The sequence below is a fragment of the Kosakonia pseudosacchari genome, assembly GCF_015167415.1.
Taxonomy (GTDB): domain Bacteria; phylum Pseudomonadota; class Gammaproteobacteria; order Enterobacterales; family Enterobacteriaceae; genus Kosakonia; species Kosakonia pseudosacchari.
In genome coordinates this window covers 502,616-525,441 of the sequence record NZ_CP063425.1, presented here as the reverse complement: position 1 = coordinate 525,441, position 22,826 = coordinate 502,616, and the positions used below count along the sequence as shown (strand labels likewise).

Sequence of the window (22,826 nt, the reverse complement as noted above, 5' to 3'; positions counted from 1 at the left end):
GGCTTTTCCCGCTTCCCTTTTCCTGTTTCATTTATTTCCTTCTGAACACAATCAAATTTAGCTGAATCGTTAAAGCTAAAAACATCCAACTTCACATATTTACGGTGCATATCGCTTTCATTTCATAGATAAATGCGATCAATACCCGCTATTGACGTTCTCATTACCGCTCATTTTCACCAAATGAAACGGATCACATTTTCTCCACCGCGCAAAACGTAGATTTCAGCCGTGGTGCAAATAATCGATTCAGCCAAAAAGGACGAAATGATGAAAAAAACAGTAATGCTTTCCGTGCTTGCCCTGCTTGTTTCTGGTCAGGTAGCGGCAAAAACCTGGGTGCTGACAAGTGCTGAAGGCGGCGTTGAGCAGGGAAACTGGCGGATCAGCAGCGATCAGCTGAACATCAAAGATCAGCAGTTCAGCATTGAGCAGGTGGTGCTGCACGGTGGGAAACAAGAGGGCAGCAAAGTCATCAAAATCAGCAGCAAAAATGGCCTGACTATCGCGCTGAGCCCAACTCGCGGAATGAACCTGCTCTATGCCGATGGTTTTGGCGTGCATATGGGCTGGAGTTCACCGGTAAAAGAGGTCGTTAACCCGGCATTCATCAATCTGGAAAGCCGCAATGGCTTAGGCTGGCTGGAAGGTTTCAACGAGATGGTAGTGCGCTGCGGCTATGAATGGACCGGCCATCCGGTCACGGCGGACGGGCAGATTTACACCCTGCACGGCAAAGTGGGTAACACGCCGGCGTCGCAGGTTTCCGTCGATGTTAGCGAAACCGCACCCTATGAAATTCGCATTCGCGGATTAGTTAAAGAGAGCACCTTCAAAAAAGCGGATCTGCAAACGGAAATGGAGCTGCGCTACATTCCGGGCAGCAACAGTTTCAGCCTGCATGACGTGCTGACCAACCACGCGGATTACCCGCACGATTACCAAATCATCTACCACAGCAACTTCAGCAAACCGATCCTTGAACAGGGCGCGCGCTTTATTACGCCGTATGAAAATGTCAGCCCGTTCAATGATTACGCCAAAAAAGGGCTGAAAGAGTGGCAAACCTACGTCGGGCCAACCAAAGGCTTCGACGAAATGGTGTTCAATATCAAGCCGCTGGCTGACGCCAGTAAACAGACCGTCGCGGCATTGCTGAACAAGGCAGGAGATAAAGGCGTGTCGATTAGCTACAACACCGAACAGTTGCCGGTACTGACACTGTGGAAAAATACCGACACGGAAAAACAGGGCTACGTCACCGGTATCGAACCGGGCACCAGCTACGCCTATCCGGTGACGATTGAACGCGAACAAAAACGCGTGAAGCAGTTGCAACCGGGCCAGAGCACCCGCTTCGATTTAACCTATACGCTGCTGCACAACAGCAGCCAGGTGGCTGAAGTAGAGAAACGCGTGCAGGCGATTCAGGGCAGTAAAACTCCGCAGTCGATTGCAACGCCGATGGCGAAAGAGTAACGCGCAGGCACAAAAAAACCGCGCCGGTTTGCAGGCGCGGTTTTTTATTCGGCTTAATGCAATCAGGCGCTTTCAGCAGCGAGTTGCGCTTTTTTCGCCAGCCCGTCGAGCAGTTTCTGGTGGATACCGCCAAACCCGCCATTGCTCATCACCAGAATGTGATCGCCCGGCTGCGCGCTTTTGACAATCATATCCGCCAGCGTATCCACATCCGCACTCCAGTATGCAGGCTGTACGCAGGCATCAGCCACTTCCGCCACCTGCCACGAAATATGCGGCGGCTGCAGCAAGTACACTTCGTCAGCACGTCCCAGCGACGGAGCCAGATCGTCTTTGCAGATGCCCATTTTCATGGTGTTCGAGCGAGGCTCAAGCACAGCGATAATTTTCGCGGTGCCGCCCACTTTCCCGCGCAGCGCCGCGAGGGTTGCCAGAATTGCCGTCGGGTGATGGGCAAAATCGTCATACACCGTCACGCCATTGGCTTCACCACGCAGTTCCAGACGACGGCGCGCGTTGATAAACGAGTCCAGCGCCTTCGCCGCATCTGCCGGGGCGACGCCAACATGACGCGCGGCGGCAATCGCCATCAGGCCATTGTGCATGTTGTGTTCGCCCACTAAGCCCCAGTTAACCTGGCCGACGCATTCGTTATCCAGCCACACTTCCCAACTGGAGGCGTCAGTGTTCAGTTTTTTCGCCTGCCAGTGACCCTGCTCGCCCACCAGCTCCTGCTCGCTCCAGCAGCCCATCGCCATCGTCTGTTTCAGGTTGATGTCGTTTTCCGGCCAGATAATTTTCCCCTGCCCCGGCACGATGCGCACCAGGTGGTGGAACTGTTTCTGAATCGCTTTCAGGTCGTCGAAAATATCTGCATGGTCAAACTCAAGGTTATTGAGTACCAGCGTGCGTGGGCAGTAATGAACGAATTTGGAACGTTTGTCGAAGAAGGCGCAGTCATATTCATCGGCTTCAATCACGAAGAACGGGCTCTCGCCCAGGCGCGCCGAAACATCAAAATTGCCCGGTACGCCGCCAATCACAAACCCCGGTTTGTAACCGCAGGCTTCCAGAATCCAGGTCGCCATGCCAGCGGTAGTCGTTTTACCGTGCGTACCGGCAATGGCGACAACCCAGCGGTCGCGCAGCACAAAGTCATGCAGCCATTGCGGGCCAGACATAAACGGAATGTTCTTTTCCAGCACGGCTTCCACACAGGGATTACCGCGCTTCATCACATTGCCGATGATGACCAAATCCGGTGCCGGATCGAGCTGGCTTGCGTCGTAGCCTTCAATCAGTTCAATCCCTTGATTCTCAAGCAGCGTGCTCATCGGCGGATAGACACTGTCGTCCGAGCCCGTTACCTGGTGTCCCAGCGAGCGCGCCAGCATTGCCAGCCCGCCCATGAAAGTGCCACAAATCCCCAAAATATGAATGCGCATACGTCATTATCCTTTCTTAAACTGGCGCACATTTTACTCATATGTTTCACCGCAGAGAAATGCATTTCAGGATAATCCGTATGTTGCTGGCGCGATTCACCTGTGCGCGGACTTTTGAATGTTTGTTAGTATTGTTGCATGACCTTCGCGTTTTCGTTTGCGAAAGCTCTGGCTGTTACGGTGCCAGCTGTTTACTATCCGGGACTTGCTGTGAGCAGCAACCTGAAAACCACAGGCTACAATCGCTTTACTCCATCATGAAAAATGCAGGGAAAGTGTTATGAAAACGTTAGGTGAATTTATTGTCGAAAAGCAGCATGAGTTCTCGCATGCAACGGGTGAACTGACTGCTTTGCTGTCGGCGATAAAACTGGGCGCCAAGATCATTCATCGTGATATCAACAAGGCCGGTCTGGTCGATATCCTGGGTGCAAGCGGTGCTGAAAACGTGCAGGGCGAGGTGCAGCAAAAACTCGATCTGTTCGCGAACGAAAAACTGAAAGCCGCACTCCGCGCCCGCGATATCGTGGCTGGGATCGCCTCTGAAGAAGAAGATGAGATCGTCGTTTTCGAAGGCTGCGAACACGCGAAATATGTGGTGCTGATGGATCCTCTGGATGGTTCATCCAACATCGACGTTAACGTCTCCGTCGGGACAATTTTCTCCATCTATCGCCGCGTCACGCCAGTCGGCACGCCGGTCACCATGGAAGACTTCCTGCAACCGGGCAACAAGCAAGTCGCCGCGGGTTATGTGGTTTACGGTTCGTCCACCATGCTGGTTTACACCACCGGCTGCGGCGTACACGCCTTCACGTACGATCCGTCACTTGGCGTATTCTGCCTGTGCCAGGAGCGTATGCGCTTCCCGGAGCGTGGCAACACGTACTCCATCAACGAAGGCAACTACATCAAATTCCCGCAGGGCGTGAAGAAATACCTCAAATTCTGCCAGGAAGAAGATAAATCGACCAACCGCCCATACACCACGCGCTATATCGGCTCGCTGGTGGCGGATTTCCACCGTAACCTGCTGAAAGGCGGGATCTACCTCTACCCAAGCACCGCCAGCCATCCGGAAGGGAAGCTGCGCCTGCTGTACGAATGCAACCCGATGGCGTTCCTCGCAGAACAGGCGGGCGGCAAAGCCAGCGACGGCAAAAACCGTATTCTGGATATCCAGCCGGAAAGCCTGCATCAGCGCCGTCCATTCTTTGTCGGCAACGAACACATGGTGGATGACGTAGAACGCTATATGCGTGAGTTCCCGGACGCCTAATCGGCCGGGTAGAACGAGAAAGCGCCACGATTGTGGCGCTTTTTTTAGCGCACGAACGTGCGTTTGACGCGCACGGACACCAGGAAATAGGGGATCCAAATCGCCGCGCTTACCGCGTTACGCAGCAACGGCTTAACGTTATCGTAGACGTAAGGCAGATTCATAAGCTGATGCGCCAGCACTAAATCCACCCCGTAAAACGCGAGCCAGAGCAGCAGAAAACCAATGAAAAAGCGCGGAAGCTGACGCTTTTTGCGAAAGAACAGGCTCGAAACGAACAGCGTGTAGGCAAACATCGCCACAAAGAAAACCAGTTCGAAAATAAGCAGCCCTTTCTGCCCGCCGACGAACGCGCCGTCGTTCTCCATCAGGGCTTTGACGGTGGTGTTGATCGACACCACAATCGTCAGCAGCGACAGCACCAGCGAAATAGCGGGTACAAACAGCCAGCCGCGAATTTTTTTAAACTCGCGCGCTTCACACTCCGCGCAGAAATCACTCTCTTTCAGCGCTTCCTTATCGCATTGAATACAGGTTCCCATGGTGTTGCCTTTCGTTATCCCTGCGTCTGTAAACGGAATGAAGCCATAGCCTGCAACAATTCGCGTGACTGCTCTTCCAGCGAACGGGTTGCGGCAGAAGATTGCTGCACCAGCGCCGCGTTTTGCTGCGCCGTTTCATCCATCTGGCTGACGGCGATATTCACCTGCTCAATGCCGCGGCTCTGCTCCTGCGACGCATTGGCGATTTCGCGCATCAATTTGGTCATTCGCAACACTTCTTCGGCGATTTCGTCCATCGTTTCCCCGGCCTGCATCGCCAGCTCGCTGCCTTCTGAGACCTGCGCCTGAGAGCTGCTGATAAGCGCCCGAATCTCTTTCGCCGACTCGGCGCTGCGGCTGGCGAGGTTACGGACTTCACCGGCAACCACAGCAAAACCGCGCCCCTGTTCACCCGCACGCGCGGCTTCAACGGCGGCGTTGAGCGCCAGGATATTGGTCTGGAAAGCAATAGCGTCAATCACGCTAAGAATGTCGGCGATACGATCGGAGCTGGCGGAGATATCACGCATTTTTTCAATAACATAGCAGACCATTTCACTGCCGCGATCGGCAGTATCGGAAACCGTCTTCGCCAGTTTGTGCGCCTGCTCGGCGTTGTCGGCGTTCAGTTTCACCGTGGCAGTGATCTGCTCCATGCTGGCTGCGGTTTGCTCCAGCGATGTGGCGGTCGATTCAGTACGCTGCGACAAATCGATGTTGCCCGCCGCTAACTCACGGCTGCCGGTATCAATTTGCGAACTGGCATCACGTACGCGGGTGACTGAACCCACCAGCGACTGGCGCATCTCTTCGATAGCCGCATTCAACCGGTTAAACTCTTTACTGCTGACGTCGGTTTTCAGGTAGGTCAAATCCCCTGCCGCCACCTGTTCCAGCTGCTGAATAGACGTATCCAGCGGCTTCAGCAGTAAATGGCGCAACGCCAGCCAGGCCAGCACAATGATCCCGGCCACCAGCAACGCCACCACCAGAATCAGCAGCATAACGCCGTTTTTACTGCTCTGAACGGCGCTCACTTCCGCTTTGCCGCGCACTTCGCCCCACTTCTGGAAGGCCTGCATATCGTTATCAAACTGGCGGGAGATAGGGATCAGTTTGTTTTCCAGCAGGTCGTAATAGGCATCGGCGCTCTGTTGGTTGAGCGCATCCTGCATCGGTTTAATGCCCTGATTGACATAGTCGCCGTAGCTTTTCGCTAACGCCGCCAATAGCGCGGAGCCCTGCTCATCATCCACGCCCGCCTTAATCACGCCGGTCAGCGCACTTTCGCCGCGATCAATTTCGCCATTGATCATTTTCACCGATTTGGCGGCATCATCCAGCAAACCGACTTCCATCATGCGAACGGCCTGGCCCGCTTCATTACGCGCACGCAGGATCAGCGTGTAGCCATCGCTCAGGCGCGCCATTTTTTCGCCTTGTAGCTGGCTAATGCGTTCCAGCGAAGAGGAGCTTTTATTCAGTGCATAAATGCCAATACCGCTGACCAGCAGCAGCAGAAGCGTCATAACAGCCAACAAAGAAAGTAAACCAGTACGGATCGAAAGCGTTTTAAGCATGATGTGAATCCCGGTAGCAGCGATACTTTTTGGCGTAAATTAAGCCGATTCGTCAGTTATCGACCGCTACCGGAATTACTTTAGGGAAAAATAGTCATTTCAATATGTTATTACTTTGTTGCCGTTGTGCTAACGCGCGTAACAGGTGAGCTTTGGCGGTTCTCCCACAGCACCGTTAAGCCACGTTGCAACGCGATAAAAATAAACAACAGAATGCCGATGGCAATTTTGGTCCACCATGAACTGAGCGTGCCATCGAAGTTAATGTAGGTCTGGATAAGCCCCTGAATACCCACGCCAAACAGCGTGCCGAGCACGGTGCCGACGCCACCGCTAAGCAGCGTACCGCCAATCACCACCGAGGCGATAGCATCCAGTTCAACCCCCACACCCGCCAGCGCATAACCGGCCTGGGTGTAAATGGAGAAGACAATTCCCGCCAGTGTCGCAAGGCCAGTGGAGAGCATATAGATACGAATGGTGGTACTGCGCGTTGAGATGCCCATCAGGTTCGCGGAAGTGGCATTACCACCAATCGCGTAGACTTCGTTGCCAAAACGGGTGCGGTGCGCAAGGAAAATCCCGATCACCACCACGAACAGCATCAGCAGCCCCATCGCGCTCAAACGCCCGCCGCCGGGGATCATCCATGCCATGCTGGAGAGTGAATCATAAATCGGGTGATTAATCGGAATCGACTCTTCCGACAGCAGGTAACTGACGCCGCGCAGGAAAAACATCCCCGCCAGGGTGATGATAAACGCCGGGATTTTTAACGCGTCGATCAAAAGCCCCATAAACGCGCCAAACGCGGTGCCCATCAGCAAAATCAACGGGAACGCCAGCAGCGGCGAGATGCCCCAGTCGCCAATGGCTTTCGCCAGAAAAACACCGGTAAAGGCAATCACCGAACCAACGGATAAATCAATACCGCCAGAGAGGATCACGAAGGTCATACCAACGGCGATAATCCCCAGGAAAGCGTTATCCGTCAGGATGTTGCAAATCACGCGCGTCGAGGCGAAACCGGGAAACTGCGTCAGGCAGTAGAGGTAGCCGAGCACAAACACGCCCAGCGTTATCATTAGCGGTAAATTACGTTTTATCATGACCGCGAGCTCCTTTAATCAGCGCGATAAAGCGCGGCGACTGAACAATCAGTACGCACATCACCACCACCGCTTTCACCACCTGGTTGAGTTCCGGCTGGAAACCGGAGAGCAAAATGCCGGTATTCATGCCCTGAATAATCAGCGCCCCCACGACCGACAGTACCAGGTTGAAGCGCCCACCCATCAGCGAACCGCCACCGATAACCACCGCCAGAATCGCGTCCAGTTCCAGCCACAGTCCGGCGTTGTTGGCATCCGCACCGCGAATGTCCGCCGCGACAATCACCCCGGCTATCGCCGCGCACACGCCGCTCAGCACGTAAGTCAGCATTACCACAACGCGGGTATTCACCCCTGCGTTTTTCGCCGCGCGAATATTGATGCCGACCGCTTCAATGAACATGCCGAGGGCGGTTTTACGGGTGAACAGCCAGAACAGCACCAGCGTAACCAGCGCGATAATCACCGGCGTGGGAAACAGCAGCAGCGAACCGCTGCCCAGCCATGCCAGCGACGGGGCGTTAAAGGTGACAATCTGCCCGGAGGTGATCAACTGCGCGACCCCTCGCCCGGCGACCATCAAAATCAGCGTGGCGACAAACGGCTGGATCTTCAAAATCGCCACCAGAATGCCGTTCCACAACCCGGCCAGCACACCGGTGCCAATCGCCGCCAGCAGTACCACCGTCAGGCTGTGTCCGGCGACCGTTAACGACGCGGCCGTCGCGCCGGCAATCGCCATTACCGCCCCGACCGACAGATCAATGCCGCCGGTGGCAATCACCAGCGTCATTCCAATGGCCAGCAGCGCCACCGGCGCGGCGCGGTTAAGAATGTCTATCGGGCTACCGAACAGGCGACCATCCTGTAACACCACCTGATAAAAATGCGGTGCAACCAGGCTATCCACCACCAACACCAGCAGCAGCGCTATCAACTGCGGCGTTCCGGTCGGCCAGTTAAAACGGCGCTTTGGCGGCGTCGTTTGGCCAAGTGATTGAGGCATCACACTTTACTCCTTACGCCGCAATGGCATTCATGATCGCCGGAACGGACAACTCAGCGAGCGGGATCTCCGCCACCTGTTTACGATCGCGCATGATAATCACCCGATCCGCATAGCCCACCAGCTCTTCCAGTTCGGACGAAATAACCAGCAGCGCGAGCCCATCGGCACAGAGGGTTTCGATCAGGCGAATGATCTCCGCATGCGCCCCCACATCGATACCGCGCGTCGGCTCGTCGAGGATCAAAAATTGCGGGCGCGTCAGCAGCCAGCGCGACAGCAGCACTTTCTGTTGGTTGCCGCCGGAAAGAAACTCAATCGGCTGCTCGGCACTCGGTGTGCGAATGCCAAGCTGGCGAATAAAACGCTCGGCAATCGCGTTCTGCTCTTTGCGTGGGATAGGCCGCAGCCAGCCGCGCTGTGCCTGCAATGCCAGCACGATGTTTTCCCGCACCGACGCGGCGGCGATAATGCCGTCGGTTTTCCGGTCTTCCGGGCAAAAACCGATGCCCAGACACGAGGCCTGATGCGGCGAGCGTAAAGATTGTGTTTTGCCTTTGATGGTGGCGCTGCCGCTGTCGGCGGGTTTGATGCCAAAAATTACTTCGGCGGTTTCCGTACGACCGGAGCCTAACAGCCCCGCTAGCCCAACGATTTCGCCGGGGCGCACTTCCAGATCGAACGGCGCGATAACCCCTTTTTTGCCGTAACCATTGAACGCCGCGACCGGTTTTTCGCTCAGCAATGTACGTCCGGCGCGTTGCAGCGCGTTACTTTCCAGCTCACGGCCGAGCATCATTTTGACCAGCTCGATTTGCGGCAACTCGCTGGTCGGTTTGCAACCGACAAAACCACCGTTGCGCAGCACCGTGATACGGTCGCTCACTTCATACACTTGATCGAGAAAGTGGGTGACGAAGATCAGGCTGACGCCCTGATCGCGCAGCTGACGCATCAGGGTAAACAGCATCTCCACTTCCTGGGTATCGAGGCTGGCGGTGGGTTCATCAAGGATCAGCACTTTGGCGGAGAGATCGATAGCGCGGCAAATTGCCACAATCTGCTGCATCGCCACCGAATAACGGTTGAGCGGCTCGCGAACATCAAGCGAAAAACCGTAGGACTCCATTAACGCCGTCGCGCGTTTTTCCATCTCTTTACGGCGCAAGAAACCAAAACGCCGGGGTTCGCGGCCAATAAATAAGTTATCCGCCACCGACATATTCGGCAGCAGGTTGACTTCCTGGTATACCGTCCCGATGCCGAGCTGCTGGGCGTGGGCGGTATTTTTCGGATTGATTTGCTGGCCTTCCAGCCAGATAGCGCCTTTATCGGCGTGGTAAACGCCGGTTAACGCTTTAATCAGCGTCGATTTTCCGGCGCCGTTCTCCCCGAGCAGGGCCATGATTTCGCCGCGGTACAGGCTGAAATCCACGTTATCGAGCGCTTTTACGCCGGGAAAAAATTTACTTAAGCCTTCAGTACGCAGGATTTCCTGGTGTGCTTCCGCGTTCATTGTTGACCCCTCACACATTTACCCTCTCCCCATCGGGGAGAGGGTTTTTGCGACTCAGTAACCCATGTTTTTCTTTTTCTCTAACTCCTCTTTCGCCGTATCCGGCAGATAGAGCGTCGATTTGGTAATGGTCAACTTCGGCGGCAGCGTGCCATCTTTTTTGAATTTTTCCAGCGCGTCGAACGCCGGGCCAGCCATGTTTGGCGTCAGTTCGACGCTGGCATTGGCTTCGCCGTCGATCATCGCTTTGTAGATATCCGGCACGCCGTCGATGGAGCCGGTCAGAATGTCTTTGCCCGGTTTCAGACCCGCTTCTTTGATGGCCTGAATCGCGCCGATCGCCATATCATCGTTGTGGGCGTAAACCATGCAGATGTTTTTGCCGTTGTTTTCCGCCTTGATGAAGCTCTCCATCACCTCTTTACCTTTACTGCGGGTAAAGTCGCCAGACTGAGAACGGATAATCTTGATGTTGGACGCTTTGGAAATGGCTTCAGCAAACCCTTTCTTACGATCGATTGCCACGCTCGCACCCACGGTGCCTTGCAGCTCCACGACGTTACACGGTTTGCCATCAACGGTTTTCACCAGCCAGTCACCAATCAGCTTACCTTCCAGAATGTTGTCGGCGGTAACGGTGGTCATATAGAGCGATTTGTCTTTGACATCGATGGAGCGGTCGAGCAAGAACACCGGGATTTTGGCGTCTTTCGCTTCTTTCAACACCGGTTCCCAGCCTGTCGCTACCACCGGCGCGATAAAGATGGCATCAACGCCCTGGGCAATGAACGAACGTACCGCTTTGATTTGGTTTTCCTGTTTCTGCTGGGCGTCAGCAATCTTCAGCGTAATGCCGCGCTTGCTGGCTTCGCTTTTCGCGACGTTGGTTTCAGCGGCTCGCCAGCCGGATTCAGATCCAACCTGCGAAAATCCCACGGTTAACGGGGCGGCCATCGCCATAGACGACATGGCTGCCGAAACTGCTGTGACAAGAAGTAAGCGCTTCCACATAAGAGCATCCTCGTAGGGTTATTGTTGGCTACAACTTCACCTGCGGGAAAACTATAGACAATCGGAGATGTAACAGAATGCGTTACATCACAAATCGGAAAAGTGAATGAATTGTTGTTGACCAGTTGCGATCTGGCGCGCGAAAAGCGCGGTTTTAATTCACCTCATTTATCCATTGAAATTGCAGAAATTTACTGCGTACGGATGAGAATGAAATTTCGCTGTAATCGCTTACACAAAATTATTGATGATGCTGCTATGGTTATGGATAAAACGGTCAAAAATGGGTGTCAGAAAGCGTCTGAAAAAGTGTGAGGTGGTTAAAACAGCCCAAGACATTCACCGCCAGTTGGCTATAATACCCGGCACTTGTTTGCCACACATTTTAAAGGAAACAAACATGAGCTTATTGAACGTCCCGGCGGGTAAAGATCTGCCAGAAGATATCTACGTTGTTATTGAAATTCCGGCTAACGCTGACCCGATCAAATACGAAGTCGACAAAGAGAGCGGCGCGCTGTTCGTTGACCGTTTCATGTCCACCGCGATGTTCTATCCGTGCAACTACGGCTACATCAACCACACCCTCTCTCTGGATGGTGACCCGGTTGACGTGCTGGTGCCGACGCCGTACCCGCTGCAGCCAGGTTCTGTGATCCGCTGCCGTCCGGTTGGCGTGCTGAAAATGACCGACGAGTCTGGCGAAGATGCCAAACTGGTTGCCGTACCGCACACCAAACTGAGCAAAGAGTACGATCACATTAAAGATGTGAACGACCTGCCGGAACTGCTGAAAGCACAGATCACGCACTTCTTCGAGCACTACAAAGATCTCGAAAAAGGCAAATGGGTGAAAGTGGACGGCTGGGACAACGCTGAAGCGGCGAAAGCAGAAATCGTTGCCTCTTTCGAGCGCGCTGCGAAGAAGTAATCCGCGCTATCTGAAAAAAGCCCTGGTGCGCGTGATGCTACCGGGGCTTTTTTTCGCCCTGGCTTTGTGGGCTTTCGGTTTCTGCTCCAGGCAACGAAATGGCAGAGATCGGATATGCGCAGCGCACGCCGGCACGCTTACTCTGGCCGGGCTTTATGCCGCCAGACAGAGAACGCCAGCGCAATAACCGTGCTCAGTACCCGCTCCGGGTGGAAATAGTCGTGGGTAACATTCACGCCAACGCCTTGCGGTATTTGCGGCGCCAGCAGAAATTTATGTCCGGCGACAAACAGGCTAAACAGCGCCACGTTACCCAGCGCGATCCCAAGGCTTCTTGCCACAATCCTCTGCGCTGAAAAGCGCTGCCGCGCATTTTGTCGCAACAGCAAAACCAGTATCAGCAAGCCAGAAAAAGCGAATAGCAGGCCATTAATCAGCGTCGCCAGCAGGGTGGCGGAAACAGTGGTCGTTACCAGCTCGGCATGTCCCCAGAAAAAGTGGAGAAAAGGATAATAAGTGAGGTAGCCAAAACTAAAGAGCCCCGCCAGCAGCAGCGCTGCGGCAAATACCCAGGCTGTCTTACGTAACATGCTTCTCGTCCTCACTCTGGAAAAGAAAAACCGCGCCAGCGGCGCGGTTCTCTAAGTGTAATTACTTCTGGTACTGCTCGCGATCGAGCCAGTTACCGCTCTCGATCAAGGTTTTTCCCTCAACCGAACGCTGGTAAACATACATCCAGGCGCTGCCATAAGGCGTCTGGATCAACTGGCGTTTGTACTCGCCGCCCGCGGTGCGCAGCGCGTCCAGCTCACCGAGCGTTGCTGCGTCGATGCGATAGACTTCGCCCTTGACGCTTCCTTCACCGGGTACTGCGCCCGGATAGTGCCCCAGACTGTACAGCTGATGATTTTCGACACAAAAGTCCCCCAGCCACTGAGCATTGGTCATCCAGTGGCTGTTGCCCTGCTTGCGTCGTAAACTGCCGTAGACAAATATTCGCATTGCTAAAACTCAAACTGATAGAGCAAATCTAGTGCCTGATCTACGCCAGACACCGCTTCAAGATACAGCTTAGGCATCAGGCGATAACGTAACGTGAGAGTCGCCAGTGAGTCAAAAATTCCTACACCATATTTTACTTGTAGACCCGGTAGCACATAGCCGCTGACCACCACCTGCGAGGAGTCGCCGACGCCCTGGGTGTCCAGCGCCAGATTGCTGACGCCAAAAGTCTCGCCGATTTTACCCACAACCTGACCACTTTGTGCAACCCCTAAGCCAATCAGCATCGATGTCATCGCCGCACTGTCGCTCTGCTCGCTCTCCAGCCCCTGACCGCGAAGCAGGTAAGAGAGCGCTTCTTGCTGCGACATCGCCGGATCGGAGAAGATTTCCGCTTTCGGCTCATCGGCGGTGCCGGTGACACGAACCCCGGCAATCACATCGTTTTCTGTCGATTCCGGGTTACGAATCGCTTCGATATTCAGCATCGGTTGATCCGGCGGCCCGGAGAACAGCAGTTCACCTTTGCGCACCAGCAGATCCTGGCCGTACGCGTGGAAACGCCCTTCCGGGATGTTGATCTGCCCGTTCAGCCCCAGCCCCTGCTTATCCTGCGCCACTTTCAGATCGCCCGTCAGTCGCGCTTTCAGGCCGAAAGCATTGAGACGCACATTGTTGCCGACATGCACCGTCAGGTTGCTGTTGATCGGAATCGAGGCGCTTTTTGGCTGCTCAGGCTGCAAGTCGTTATTCAGCATCACTTCATCACTGGAGACACCCACCGCGCTTTCCGGTAAGTCATGCACCACAATGCGCGCCCACGGCACATCCACGTTGCCATCCAGCGTAAACAGGCTTGGCGTCGCTTCAAATACCACATCCGGCGAGACATCCAGGCGCACCATCGGCGGCACGGTAATGCGCACTTTGCTGCCTTTCGCCGCCACCCGCGCGCGCCAGTTATCGATTTGGCTCCAGTCGGCATCGCCGCTCAGGTTGATCTGCCCCTGCCCGGTACGCACCACGCCCTGCAAGGTCGAACTCATGCCGTTGAAATTCATCGCCAGCTGACTGGGTTGCATGTCAAACGGCATAAAGTTGCCGTCAATATCCAGCCCGTTCAGCCCCAGTTGCCCGAATAGCTGCGGGCTTTGCACGTTGCCGCCAAGACGTAAACTGGCATTCAGCGTGCCTGCCGCTTTCTCACCCCGGCTGAAAATGGCGTTCGCCATCGCCAGCGAGAAGTTACGGATATTGACGTTGCCGCCCAGATTGCGCCGCCCTTGCGGATCGGTTACCTGCACCTGGCCATCGAACTGACCGTTGTTGGTCAGGCGGAAAAGCCAGCCGAGATCGGCCCGGTTATCGCGCAGTTTTGCGTTGAGATTGAGGGTATCAAACGCGAGCGGCAGCGGTGCGTCGTTCACCACCTGCGTCACTTTCACACCGCGCCCGGCGAGCGTCACTTCCCCCTGCGGTAACCCCTCTTTGGTGGTGTCCCAACTGACATCCGCTTTACCGCTGAACACGCCGCTTGCTTGCGTGGTTTCCGGCATAAAGGGTTTCAGCATTGCCAGGTCGAAGCGGTTAAGATTCACGACCGCGCGGCCTTCTGCGCCTGAATCAATGGTTTGCGGAATGCAGAGTTCAGCGTTCGGGTTCAGCCAGCAGTGCGGACCGATAGCGATTTTCTGTTCCTGATTGCGGTAATCCAGCGTTACCGGACGGTTAATCGACCACGGACCAACCGGCGTGGCAAAACGTGTATCGCTCAGTGTCCCTTTCCAGCGCTGCTGCTGGCGATCAAAGCTGCCCGCCAGATTAAGCTGGCCGGAAACTGGCTCGCCCTGCACGCGCAACTGCAGTTTATGCTGCTGCTCATTGCCGTCCGCCGCCAGCGTCGCCAGGCTTACGTTAATGCCAGGCTGAGAAATACGTTCCACGCGTACATTCAGTTTGCCACCAATCTGATCGCTGGATTTCACATCGCCTTCCACCCGCACGCGAGCCACGGAAAGATCCTGCCAGCGCAGGTTATTGGCAGTAATGTCCGCCAGCGCCTGCGGCGCATCCACCGTACCGCGAATTTTCACCAGCCCTTTCGCCGTACCGCCAAGACCTGGCAGCGCGTTATTCAACCCCGGCGCATCAATCGTGGCATCAAGGTTGAGATCTTTAACCCCCAGCTCGCCTTTAATATCGGCGCTGTTTTTCCCCAGTTCCAGGTGTAAGCCGGGGATCGTCCACTGCAAATAGCTGTTGCCTTTAAGCTGCCCGTCAACGTTGACCTTGTTCTGCTTCACGTTGCCGTTCAATTTCAGCTCCGGCACATCAACCTGCCAGGTGCCGCCGTAGAGGCTGCCGCGCGTTTTGATGAGTCCATTCAGTTTTGACGGCCACTCCGGAAAGGCTTTTGCGGTATCGATATCTTTGAGCGTTAATTCACCGCGCCAGCTAATCGCCTGCTGCCAGTCGAGCAGCGCTTTCAGCTCGGTTTTGCCCTCCAGCGCGGCGATAACCAGTTTATCGAGGTTCAGTTGCTGCTCGTTGCCCTTACCATCAAGCGTAATGGTCGCAGGCGGTACATCCTGACCTTTCACCGCCGTGCGAAACGACAAAACATAGTCGGTCATTTTACCGGTGAACTTCAGGTTCAGGTCATCGGCCTGGTACTGTTTTCCCCCGGTAAACGGCCAGTAAAGCTGCTTACTGGTTATCTCCAGATTCAGCGGCAAACCGGCTTCGGCCAGCTGGGTTTGCGCACGCAAATCCATGTCGACCGGCCCGGAGAGATTGACGCCGACGTCGAGTTGCTTACGCATTTCGCCACCGACTTTCAGTTTCACTTTCTCACCTTTCAGCGGATCGATATTCAGCGTGGAATTGAGCGTAATATCCACCGGCCAGCTATCGCGCAACTGGGCGCTACCGGTGGCGCGCACCTGCCCCTGGTTAGAATCCACCTCCAGCGCGTCGAGTTTCATCTGCCCGTCGATACTGCTCACTTTCAGCAACAGGCTGCGCACCAGAATGTCGGTATCGCCGGTAAGACGCAGTTGTTCGCCACGAAACGCTTCAATATTGAGGTTGAGCGGCAGGTGAACATCGGTGATTTCCGGCAGCAGCGGCTTTTCAAACAGCGCTTTCATGGTTTCGCCGAGCGGTTTTTCCTGCGGCTGCGGGTTCTGAATTTTCGGTTCAACGACCTCTTTTTGCGCCACCTCGGCCACTTTCGGCAGCGCAATCAGCAGCCCTTGCAGCGAAGTGGGTTTCAGCGTCAGGTTTTTCTCCTGCCAGTTCAGACCAGTGCTGAAATCCATCACCGAAACGGTGGTGTCGTCGATCTTGATATTTACATTGTTAAGCGCCACCCGGCTAAGCGTTATCGGGTATGGCGTGGAGAGGTTCAGCGGCCCGCTCTCTTCCTCTTTTACCGGTGCGGCGGGCGGCATTTTTTTGCTGTCGATAGCGACATTGATATCTTTTAACGACAGATCGTTCACGCACAGGCTACTGTCGCGCAGGCAGCCGAGCTTCACCGCCAGATGCACTTCGCCCGCGTTAACCGCCACGCCCGGCTGGGTAAAACGGATGTTTTTTAGCGTCAGATCGCGCCAGCCGCCGGTGACCTGGCTAATCTCCAGCCCCGGCACCCAACGGTTGGCCGCGTTAAATAGCAGATGTAGCCCGCTGGTGGTGCCCACCAGAAAGACCACGGTGCCCAGCACCAGCAGGATAAACACCAGGACGCCGAGGCTGATTTTCTTCCATAAACTCATAATTCCGGCCCCAACCCGATGTAAAACTGTAATCCGTGTTCCTCTTTATCGCCGACCGGCACCGCGAAATCGAGCTTGATCGGCCCGACCGGCGACTCCCAGCGCACGCCAACACCCGCGCCGGTTTTCACATTGCTGCGACGGATGTCGCTCACCGCTTCGCCGCTGTCGACAAACGCCGCCCCCCACCACTTACCGGTGACGTTGTACTGGTATTCCAGTGATCCGGTCGCCAGTTTGGAGGCACCAATCAGCTTGCCGCTGTCATTTTTAGGCGCGATAGATTTGTATTTGTAACCACGAATACTGCGATCGCCCCCGGCGAAGAAGCGCAGATCCGGCGGCACGCGATCGAAATCGCCGGTTTCGATCCAACCCAGATTGCCGCGCATCACAAAACGGTGACGATCGTAAAGGGTGCGGATCCAGACGTTTTGCGCCTGCAATACTAAGAAGTCGACATCCGATCCCCAGGCGGTATTCGAATAATCCACCGAGTAGCGCTGCGAATCGCCCCAGGTTGGCATCAGGCCGCCGCGCGAACGGGTACGGCTGATCATCACGCCGGGATAAAGCAGCATCGTGGTGTTGGTGACATTCGCCTGGGTAAAGTGGTCGAGGCTCCAGCGCAGGTTAATGGCGCGCTGCCAGCCGCTGGAGAGATCCCAATAGCGCGACAGGGCGAGCGTGGTGGAATCCGCTTCGGTATCGTTCAGATCGGTACGTTTAAAGCCGCCCTGTACCAGGTAATATTGCTCCAGCGGGTTTTTCAGCAGCGGCATCTTATAGCTAAAATCAAGCTGCTGTTCCGGCGCGGAGATGCTGGTGCTGGTGGTCAGGCTGTGGCCGTAGGAGTTCATCCATGGCTTTTTCCATGTTGCTTTAACGCGCGGCCCGACGTCGGTCGAGTAGCCCACCCCGGTTTCAATGGTGTTTTCCGTGCGCGGTGACACCACGCCTTTAAGCGGCAACACTTTGGTTTTACGCGCTTTATCAAACTCTGGCGCGACAACCACCGAATTAAACCAGCCGGTGGCGGACAAACGGCGGTTTAGCTCTGCCAGATCCTGCGTCTGGTAATAATCGCCTTCGTGGAAGGGCACCAGGTTTTGCAGGTATTCGTCGCGGATTTGCGAGCCTTCAAACGTCACCGTACCAAAGCGGTAGCGCTGGCCGCTGTCGTAATCGATATCCCAGAACGCCTGGCGGCGCTCAAGGGCAATACCAAGCTGGCTTTTAAGGAACTGGCTGTCGAAGTAGCCTTTACGCAACGCCACGCTGGTGAGCGATTTTTTGAAATTGTCGTAATCGTTATGGTGCAGCACCGTACCGATAGCAGGGCGTTTTTTGAGTAAGTCGAGATAATCACGGTCCGTACGCGCGCCGCCGCGCAGGATCACGCTATTGCCGCCAATGCGCACCGGTTCACCGGCCTGCACGCGCGCAATCAGCACCTGGCGCCCTTTCGCTGGTGGCGGGCGCAGTTCGAAATCGATGGTGGGTTCGTAGTAGCCTAAGGCTTTTAACCCTTCGCGGATGGCGTCATCCACGCGCGCCTGAAAACGGCGGTCCGGGGTCACTTCATCACTTTCAATGGTGGACAACTGGGCGCGCACGTTTTTTTGCAACTGCCCGGTTAGCCCCTCCAGTTGTAATCGCACATTGGCGGCGAAAGCCGTTTCGCTCGCCAGCAGTAAAGCGGCAAAACATAACAGACGGATCTTTGGCACGTTCTCTCCTGAATATCCTTGTTCCCACCCCTGGAAGGAAACGTAAGCGCAGCTCCGCGCTGAGCCTGTTTTTGCCCTGCGGCAATTCACAAGCCGATAAAAACCCGTTAACACAGGTTGAAAAACGGACGACTACCCCAAAATTTCTTATGTTTAAATCTAGTCTGATTTATGGCGTTTATTGTGTTAAAACACAGGCCGCAACACAACCCTAACCGCAATTAGCCCCTCCGGGAGGTATCACCGTGAGTCTGTTCGATAAAAAAGAGCTTGTTTCCCAATCAGATGCATTGCCCGGACGCAATACACCAATGCCCGTTGCCAGTTTACATGCTGTTAACGGGCATTCAATGAGTCATGTTCCGGAAGGGATGGAGATCGCCCTGTTCGCGATGGGCTGCTTCTGGGGCGTAGAGCGCCTGTTCTGGCAATTAGATGGCGTTTACAGCACCGCCGCAGGCTATACCGGCGGCTATACGCCAAATCCGACCTACCGCGAAGTATGCTCCGGTCTGACCGGCCACGCGGAAGCGGTGCGCGTGGTATACGACCCGAGCGTGGTGAGTTATGAAAAACTGCTGCAGGTGTTCTGGGAAAACCACGATCCGGCGCAGGGCATGCGCCAGGGCAATGATTCCGGCACCCAGTATCGTTCCGGCATTTACCCGCTGACGCCGGAGCAAAGCGACGCCGCACAAGCCAGCCTTGTGCGCTTCCAGCAAGCAATGCGCAGTGCAGGCGATGCGCGTCAGGTAACGACTGAAATCAAAGCGGCGACGCCGTTCTATTACGCGGAAGATGAGCACCAACAATATCTGTATAAAAATCCGCACGGCTACTGCGGTATCGGCGGTATTGGTGTTTGTTTGCCACCGCAGCTTAACCCTTAAAAAGCCACGGGTTTTATCGCCGAAAAACGGCGTAAATTAAGCCTCTGGCAGCCTGCAACAGGCTTACGCTATACTACCCCTCGAAATTGCCGGTCCACCGCTTCGGGCCGGCTTTCATAAGTGTTTACCACATGGATATTCAAAAACCCCTTCCGAGGATCCGGTTAATAGCTGGATAAATTATGTTAAACAGTATCTTAGTCATACTCTGTCTGATCGCGGTAAGTGCGTTTTTCTCGTTGTCCGAGATCTCACTCGCCGCATCGCGAAAAATTAAGCTCAAACTGCTTGCCGATGAAGGCAATATCAACGCGCAACGCATTTTAAAAATGCAGGAAACGCCTGGTATGTTCTTTACGGTGGTGCAAATCGGCCTTAACGCCGTCGCCATTCTGGGCGGTATCGTCGGCGACGCGGCATTCTCCCCCGTTTTTCACGGCCTGCTGATCAATGTCGTTTCACCGGAGCTTGCTGAACAACTTAGCTTTATTATCTCTTTCTCGCTGGTAACCGGGTTATTCATTCTTTTTGCCGACCTGACACCGAAACGCATCGGTATGATTGCGCCTGAAGCCGTGGCTTTGCGTATCATCAACCCGATGCGCTTCTGCTTATTTGTTTTCCGCCCGCTGGTCTGGTTTTTCAACGGCCTGGCCAATGTCATTTTCCGCATCTTCAAACTGCCGATGGCGCGTAAAGATGACATTACCTCTGACGATATTTATGCGGTAGTGGAAGCCGGTGCGTTAGCCGGGGTGCTGCGTAAGCAGGAACACGAACTGATTGAGAACGTGTTTGAACTGGAATCGCGCACCGTGCCGTCGTCGATGACCTCGCGCGAAAACGTTATTTGGTTTGATCTGCACGAAGATGAACAGAGCCTGAAAAAGAAAGTGTCGGAGCATCCGCACTCGAAGTTTCTGGTCTGTAACGATGACATCGACCACATTGTTGGCTATGTCGATTCCAAAGATCTGCTGAACCGCGTGCTGGCAAACCAGAGCATGGCGCTGAATAGCGGCGTGCAGATCCGCAATACGCTGATTGTCCCGGATACGTTAACGCTCTCTGAAGCGCTGGAAAGTTTCAAAACCGCGGGCGAAGACTTTGCGGTGATCATGAACGAATACGCGCTGGTGGTGGGCGTTATTACCCTTAACGATGTGATGACGACACTGATGGGCGATCTGGTCGGCCAGGTGGAAGAGATGATCGTCGCGCGTGATGAAAACTCGTGGCTGATTGACGGCGGTACACCGATTGATGACGTGATGCGCGTGCTGGATATCGATGAATTCCCGCAGTCCGGTAACTACGAAACCATCGGCGGCTTTATGATGTTTATGCTGCGTAAAATCCCGAAACGCACCGATGCGGTGAAGTTTTCCGGCTACAAATTCGAAGTGGTGGATATCGATAACTACCGCATCGATCAACTGCTGGTGACCCGCATCGATACCCGCGCGGCGGTGTTAACGCCGAAGCTGCCGGACGCTGAGGGTAAAGGCGCGGCGTAATCTGTCGCAGAAATGTCAACGGCCCCTTTGGGGCCGTTTTTTTATAGTACTTAAACTACTGCATAGCACAGCTGTTAAGCCATCTCGGTCTGCAAACGCAACACCTGACGGTTAACTTCAGACATAACAGACAGATGCTGTTTGTCTTTCACTTTCGGGATCAGGATTTTGCCCTTATCGAACTCGAAAGCGCCAACGTCCTTGATATACAACCGTCCACGAAACAGGATTTTTACGTACTTAGCCACCTGAAGTGGGTTGTAACGTTGGAAAATTTTCATTCTTGTATCTCCTGTGAAACATTACGCTCTTGCGGTTCCACAATCGGACCAACGTAGATGAGCGCAAATTTTAATGCTCAATGACTATAGTTCAGAACCTAACCTATACATAGTGTGAATAACTTTATTTACCTTTTGATGACAATTATTCAGAATATTCTTTTCAACACCTTACTCTACGCAGTATAAGCCCACATTTTTTCACGGTTATGTGCGTTCGCCCGCAAACTGGCATCCAGATTGCGGGAAAAACGCATTGATCGCATTTATGATTAAAACGCGAGCCCAAGTGGTCGGATCACCTGCACAAACACAAGAGATAATAAGGAAACGCCATGACCCTACGTAACATCCTGGCAGCGACATGCCTGTTACTGCCGTTGGTTGCTTCAGCCCATAATTTTGAGAACAACCAACGCGTGCCGCCTGTGGGCATAGCCGACAGAGGGGAGTTGATTCTGGATAACGACAAGTTTAGCTATAAAAAATGGAATAGCGCTCAACTTCCAGGCAAAGTGCGAGTGGTGCAGCATATTGCCGGTCGAACCTCGGCAAAAGAGAAGAATGCCGCGCTGATTGAAGCGATCAAATCCGCAAAACTGCCGCACGATAAATACCAAACCACCACCATCGTTAACACCGATGACGCCATTCCCGGCAGCGCGATGTTTGTACGCAGCAGTATCGAAAGCAATAAGAAACTCTATCCGTGGTCACAATTCATTGTGGATAGCGAAGGCGTGACGCGCAAAGCCTGGAAACTGGACGAAGAGAGCTCGGCGATTGTGGTGCTGGATAAAGAGGGGCGCGTACAGTACGCAAAAGATGGTGGTCTGAGCCAGCAAGAGGTGCAGCAAGTCATCGACCTGCTGCACAAGCTGCTTAATCAGTAGAGCGAAACCCGAAAGCCGGGGTTGAGGAAGGATTCACGCGGGGTGTAATCCAGTGTGCGCCCCTGCCAGTCGTGGACATGCGCCCCGGCAGCGACCGCCACCGCATGGCCTGCCGCGGTGTCCCAGACGTTGGTGGGTCCAAAGCGCGGGTAAAGCTGCGCTTTACCTTCCGCCACGAGACAAAATTTCAGCGAGGAACCAATCGCCGTGGTCTGGTGTTCGCCAAGATGCTGTAAATACTCTTTCAGCTCATCATCGGCGTGTGAACGGCTCACCACCACCAGCGGCGGGCGCGCATCGCGTACCTGAATCTGCTGATGATGCCCCGCTTCATCTTTCCACGCCTTCCCTTCTGCGGCGGAATACATCACTTTCAGTACCGGCGCGTAAACCACGCCGAGCACCGGTTTTCCGTTCTCAATCAGGGCGATATTGACGGTAAACTCGCCGTTGCGTTTGATGAACTCTTTGGTGCCGTCCAGCGGGTCCACCAGCCAGTAACGCCCCCATGTCTGGCGAACCTCCCAGGTGGGTGGATCTTCTTCCGACAGCACCGGAATGTCCGGCGTCAACGCCTGTAAGCCGCGCACAATCACTCCGTGGGCGGCAATATCTGCGGCCGTCACCGGTGAGTCATCCACTTTGCTGGTGACTTCCATCGGCTTATGCCCATCGTAGACCTGCATAATGGCATCGCCCGCTTCGCGCGCGAGCTGGCAAATTGCATCTAACATTTTCCACCTCTTCTGTTCAGTGGTTTGTAACTCATTGTTTTACTTATATCGTATTGCGACGGAATCTGCCATCTGTGATAGCGATTGCGTTTTCTTTGC

The 22,826-nt window shown here is 54.6% G+C and carries 19 protein-coding genes; 6 read left to right on the top strand and 13 right to left on the bottom strand.

What is annotated here, in order from left to right; translation table 11 throughout:
• Window positions 1-270: 270 nt before the first annotated feature.
• A complete protein-coding gene (locus IP581_RS02410) occupies window positions 271-1,479 on the top strand; it encodes an aldose 1-epimerase family protein (protein WP_193821667.1) in 1,209 nt (402 codons plus the stop codon).
• 62 nt (window positions 1,480-1,541) lie between these two features.
• Here IP581_RS02410 and mpl read toward each other — a convergent pair whose 3' ends face one another.
• Complete coding sequence (gene mpl / locus IP581_RS02405) at window positions 1,542-2,924, bottom strand: UDP-N-acetylmuramate:L-alanyl-gamma-D-glutamyl-meso-diaminopimelate ligase (protein WP_193821666.1); 1,383 nt, start codon at window positions 2,922-2,924, stop codon at window positions 1,542-1,544.
• Between the two features lie 280 nt (window positions 2,925-3,204).
• Here mpl and fbp point away from each other — a divergent pair, with 280 nt between their 5' ends.
• A complete protein-coding gene (gene fbp / locus IP581_RS02400; protein ID WP_086872954.1) occupies window positions 3,205-4,203 on the top strand; it encodes a class 1 fructose-bisphosphatase in 999 nt (332 codons plus the stop codon).
• 44 nt (window positions 4,204-4,247) lie between these two features.
• Here fbp and IP581_RS02395 read toward each other — a convergent pair whose 3' ends face one another.
• From IP581_RS02395 to ytfQ, 6 genes are all read right to left on the bottom strand, one after another.
• Window positions 4,248-4,745 carry a DUF2569 domain-containing protein gene (locus tag IP581_RS02395; RefSeq protein ID WP_086872955.1) on the bottom strand — a complete coding sequence of 166 codons (498 nt, stop codon included), beginning with the start codon at window positions 4,743-4,745 and terminating at the stop codon, window positions 4,248-4,250.
• 14 nt (window positions 4,746-4,759) lie between these two features.
• Window positions 4,760-6,325 (bottom strand): methyl-accepting chemotaxis protein, encoded by a 1,566-nt coding sequence (locus tag IP581_RS02390; RefSeq protein ID WP_086872956.1) that lies wholly within the window; start codon window positions 6,323-6,325, stop codon window positions 4,760-4,762.
• A 110-nt stretch (window positions 6,326-6,435) separates the two neighbouring features.
• Window positions 6,436-7,434 carry a galactofuranose ABC transporter, permease protein YjfF gene (yjfF, locus tag IP581_RS02385; RefSeq protein WP_017459122.1) on the bottom strand — a complete coding sequence of 333 codons (999 nt, stop codon included), beginning with the start codon at window positions 7,432-7,434 and terminating at the stop codon, window positions 6,436-6,438.
• Window positions 7,421-8,446, bottom strand: coding sequence for a galactofuranose ABC transporter, ATP-binding protein YtfT (gene ytfT / locus IP581_RS02380; RefSeq protein ID WP_162494956.1), 1,026 nt, complete (start codon window positions 8,444-8,446; stop codon window positions 7,421-7,423). Before ytfT ends, yjfF begins: the two co-directional genes overlap by 14 nt.
• 10 nt (window positions 8,447-8,456) lie before the next feature.
• A complete protein-coding gene (ytfR, locus tag IP581_RS02375; protein ID WP_193821665.1) occupies window positions 8,457-9,959 on the bottom strand; it encodes a galactofuranose ABC transporter, ATP-binding protein YtfR in 1,503 nt (500 codons plus the stop codon).
• A 54-nt stretch (window positions 9,960-10,013) separates the two neighbouring features.
• Window positions 10,014-10,970: a galactofuranose ABC transporter substrate-binding protein YtfQ gene (ytfQ, locus tag IP581_RS02370; RefSeq protein ID WP_086872959.1), complete on the bottom strand. Its 957-nt coding sequence runs from the start codon at window positions 10,968-10,970 to the stop codon at window positions 10,014-10,016.
• Between the two features lie 400 nt (window positions 10,971-11,370).
• On the opposite strand from ytfQ, the gene ppa reads away from it, so the two are divergent.
• The gene (gene ppa / locus IP581_RS02365; protein WP_020456272.1) at window positions 11,371-11,901 is read left to right on the top strand and encodes an inorganic diphosphatase; all 531 of its coding nucleotides are present in this window, start codon (window positions 11,371-11,373) and stop codon (window positions 11,899-11,901) included.
• A 137-nt stretch (window positions 11,902-12,038) separates the two neighbouring features.
• Here ppa and IP581_RS02360 read toward each other — a convergent pair whose 3' ends face one another.
• The 4 genes from IP581_RS02360 to tamA all read right to left on the bottom strand — a co-directional run bounded on the left by IP581_RS02360 (window position 12,039) and on the right by tamA (window position 18,412).
• Window positions 12,039-12,491 (bottom strand): hypothetical protein, encoded by a 453-nt coding sequence (locus tag IP581_RS02360; RefSeq protein ID WP_193821664.1) that lies wholly within the window; start codon window positions 12,489-12,491, stop codon window positions 12,039-12,041.
• Between the two features lie 61 nt (window positions 12,492-12,552).
• Complete coding sequence (locus tag IP581_RS02355) at window positions 12,553-12,903, bottom strand: gamma-glutamylcyclotransferase family protein (protein WP_086872962.1); 351 nt, start codon at window positions 12,901-12,903, stop codon at window positions 12,553-12,555.
• A 2-nt stretch (window positions 12,904-12,905) separates the two neighbouring features.
• The gene (gene tamB / locus IP581_RS02350) at window positions 12,906-16,682 is read right to left on the bottom strand and encodes an autotransporter assembly complex protein TamB (RefSeq protein ID WP_193821663.1); all 3,777 of its coding nucleotides are present in this window, start codon (window positions 16,680-16,682) and stop codon (window positions 12,906-12,908) included.
• Window positions 16,679-18,412 carry an autotransporter assembly complex protein TamA gene (gene tamA / locus IP581_RS02345; RefSeq protein WP_086872964.1) on the bottom strand — a complete coding sequence of 578 codons (1,734 nt, stop codon included), beginning with the start codon at window positions 18,410-18,412 and terminating at the stop codon, window positions 16,679-16,681. Before tamA ends, tamB begins: the two co-directional genes overlap by 4 nt.
• A 245-nt stretch (window positions 18,413-18,657) precedes the next feature.
• Here tamA and msrA point away from each other — a divergent pair, with 245 nt between their 5' ends.
• Both msrA and IP581_RS02335 read left to right on the top strand, forming a co-directional pair.
• Window positions 18,658-19,302, top strand: coding sequence for a peptide-methionine (S)-S-oxide reductase MsrA (gene msrA, locus IP581_RS02340; protein ID WP_097401754.1), 645 nt, complete (start codon window positions 18,658-18,660; stop codon window positions 19,300-19,302).
• A gap of 182 nt (window positions 19,303-19,484) precedes the next feature.
• Window positions 19,485-20,819 carry a hemolysin family protein gene (locus IP581_RS02335; protein ID WP_017459132.1) on the top strand — a complete coding sequence of 445 codons (1,335 nt, stop codon included), beginning with the start codon at window positions 19,485-19,487 and terminating at the stop codon, window positions 20,817-20,819.
• A gap of 74 nt (window positions 20,820-20,893) precedes the next feature.
• Here the strand turns inward: IP581_RS02335 and IP581_RS02330 are convergent, their stop codons facing one another.
• Window positions 20,894-21,100: a DUF1107 domain-containing protein gene (locus IP581_RS02330; RefSeq protein WP_004857160.1), complete on the bottom strand. Its 207-nt coding sequence runs from the start codon at window positions 21,098-21,100 to the stop codon at window positions 20,894-20,896.
• Window positions 21,101-21,435: 335 nt separating this feature from the next.
• On the opposite strand from IP581_RS02330, the gene IP581_RS02325 reads away from it, so the two are divergent.
• Window positions 21,436-21,993 carry a YtfJ family protein gene (locus IP581_RS02325; protein ID WP_097401755.1) on the top strand — a complete coding sequence of 186 codons (558 nt, stop codon included), beginning with the start codon at window positions 21,436-21,438 and terminating at the stop codon, window positions 21,991-21,993.
• Here IP581_RS02325 and cysQ read toward each other — a convergent pair.
• Window positions 21,987-22,727, bottom strand: a complete 741-nt coding sequence (gene cysQ / locus IP581_RS02320) for a 3'(2'),5'-bisphosphate nucleotidase CysQ (protein ID WP_086872967.1) — start codon at window positions 22,725-22,727, stop codon at window positions 21,987-21,989. The two genes, IP581_RS02325 and cysQ, sit on opposite strands and share 7 nt — an antisense overlap.
• Between the last annotated feature and the right edge of the window lie 99 nt (window positions 22,728-22,826).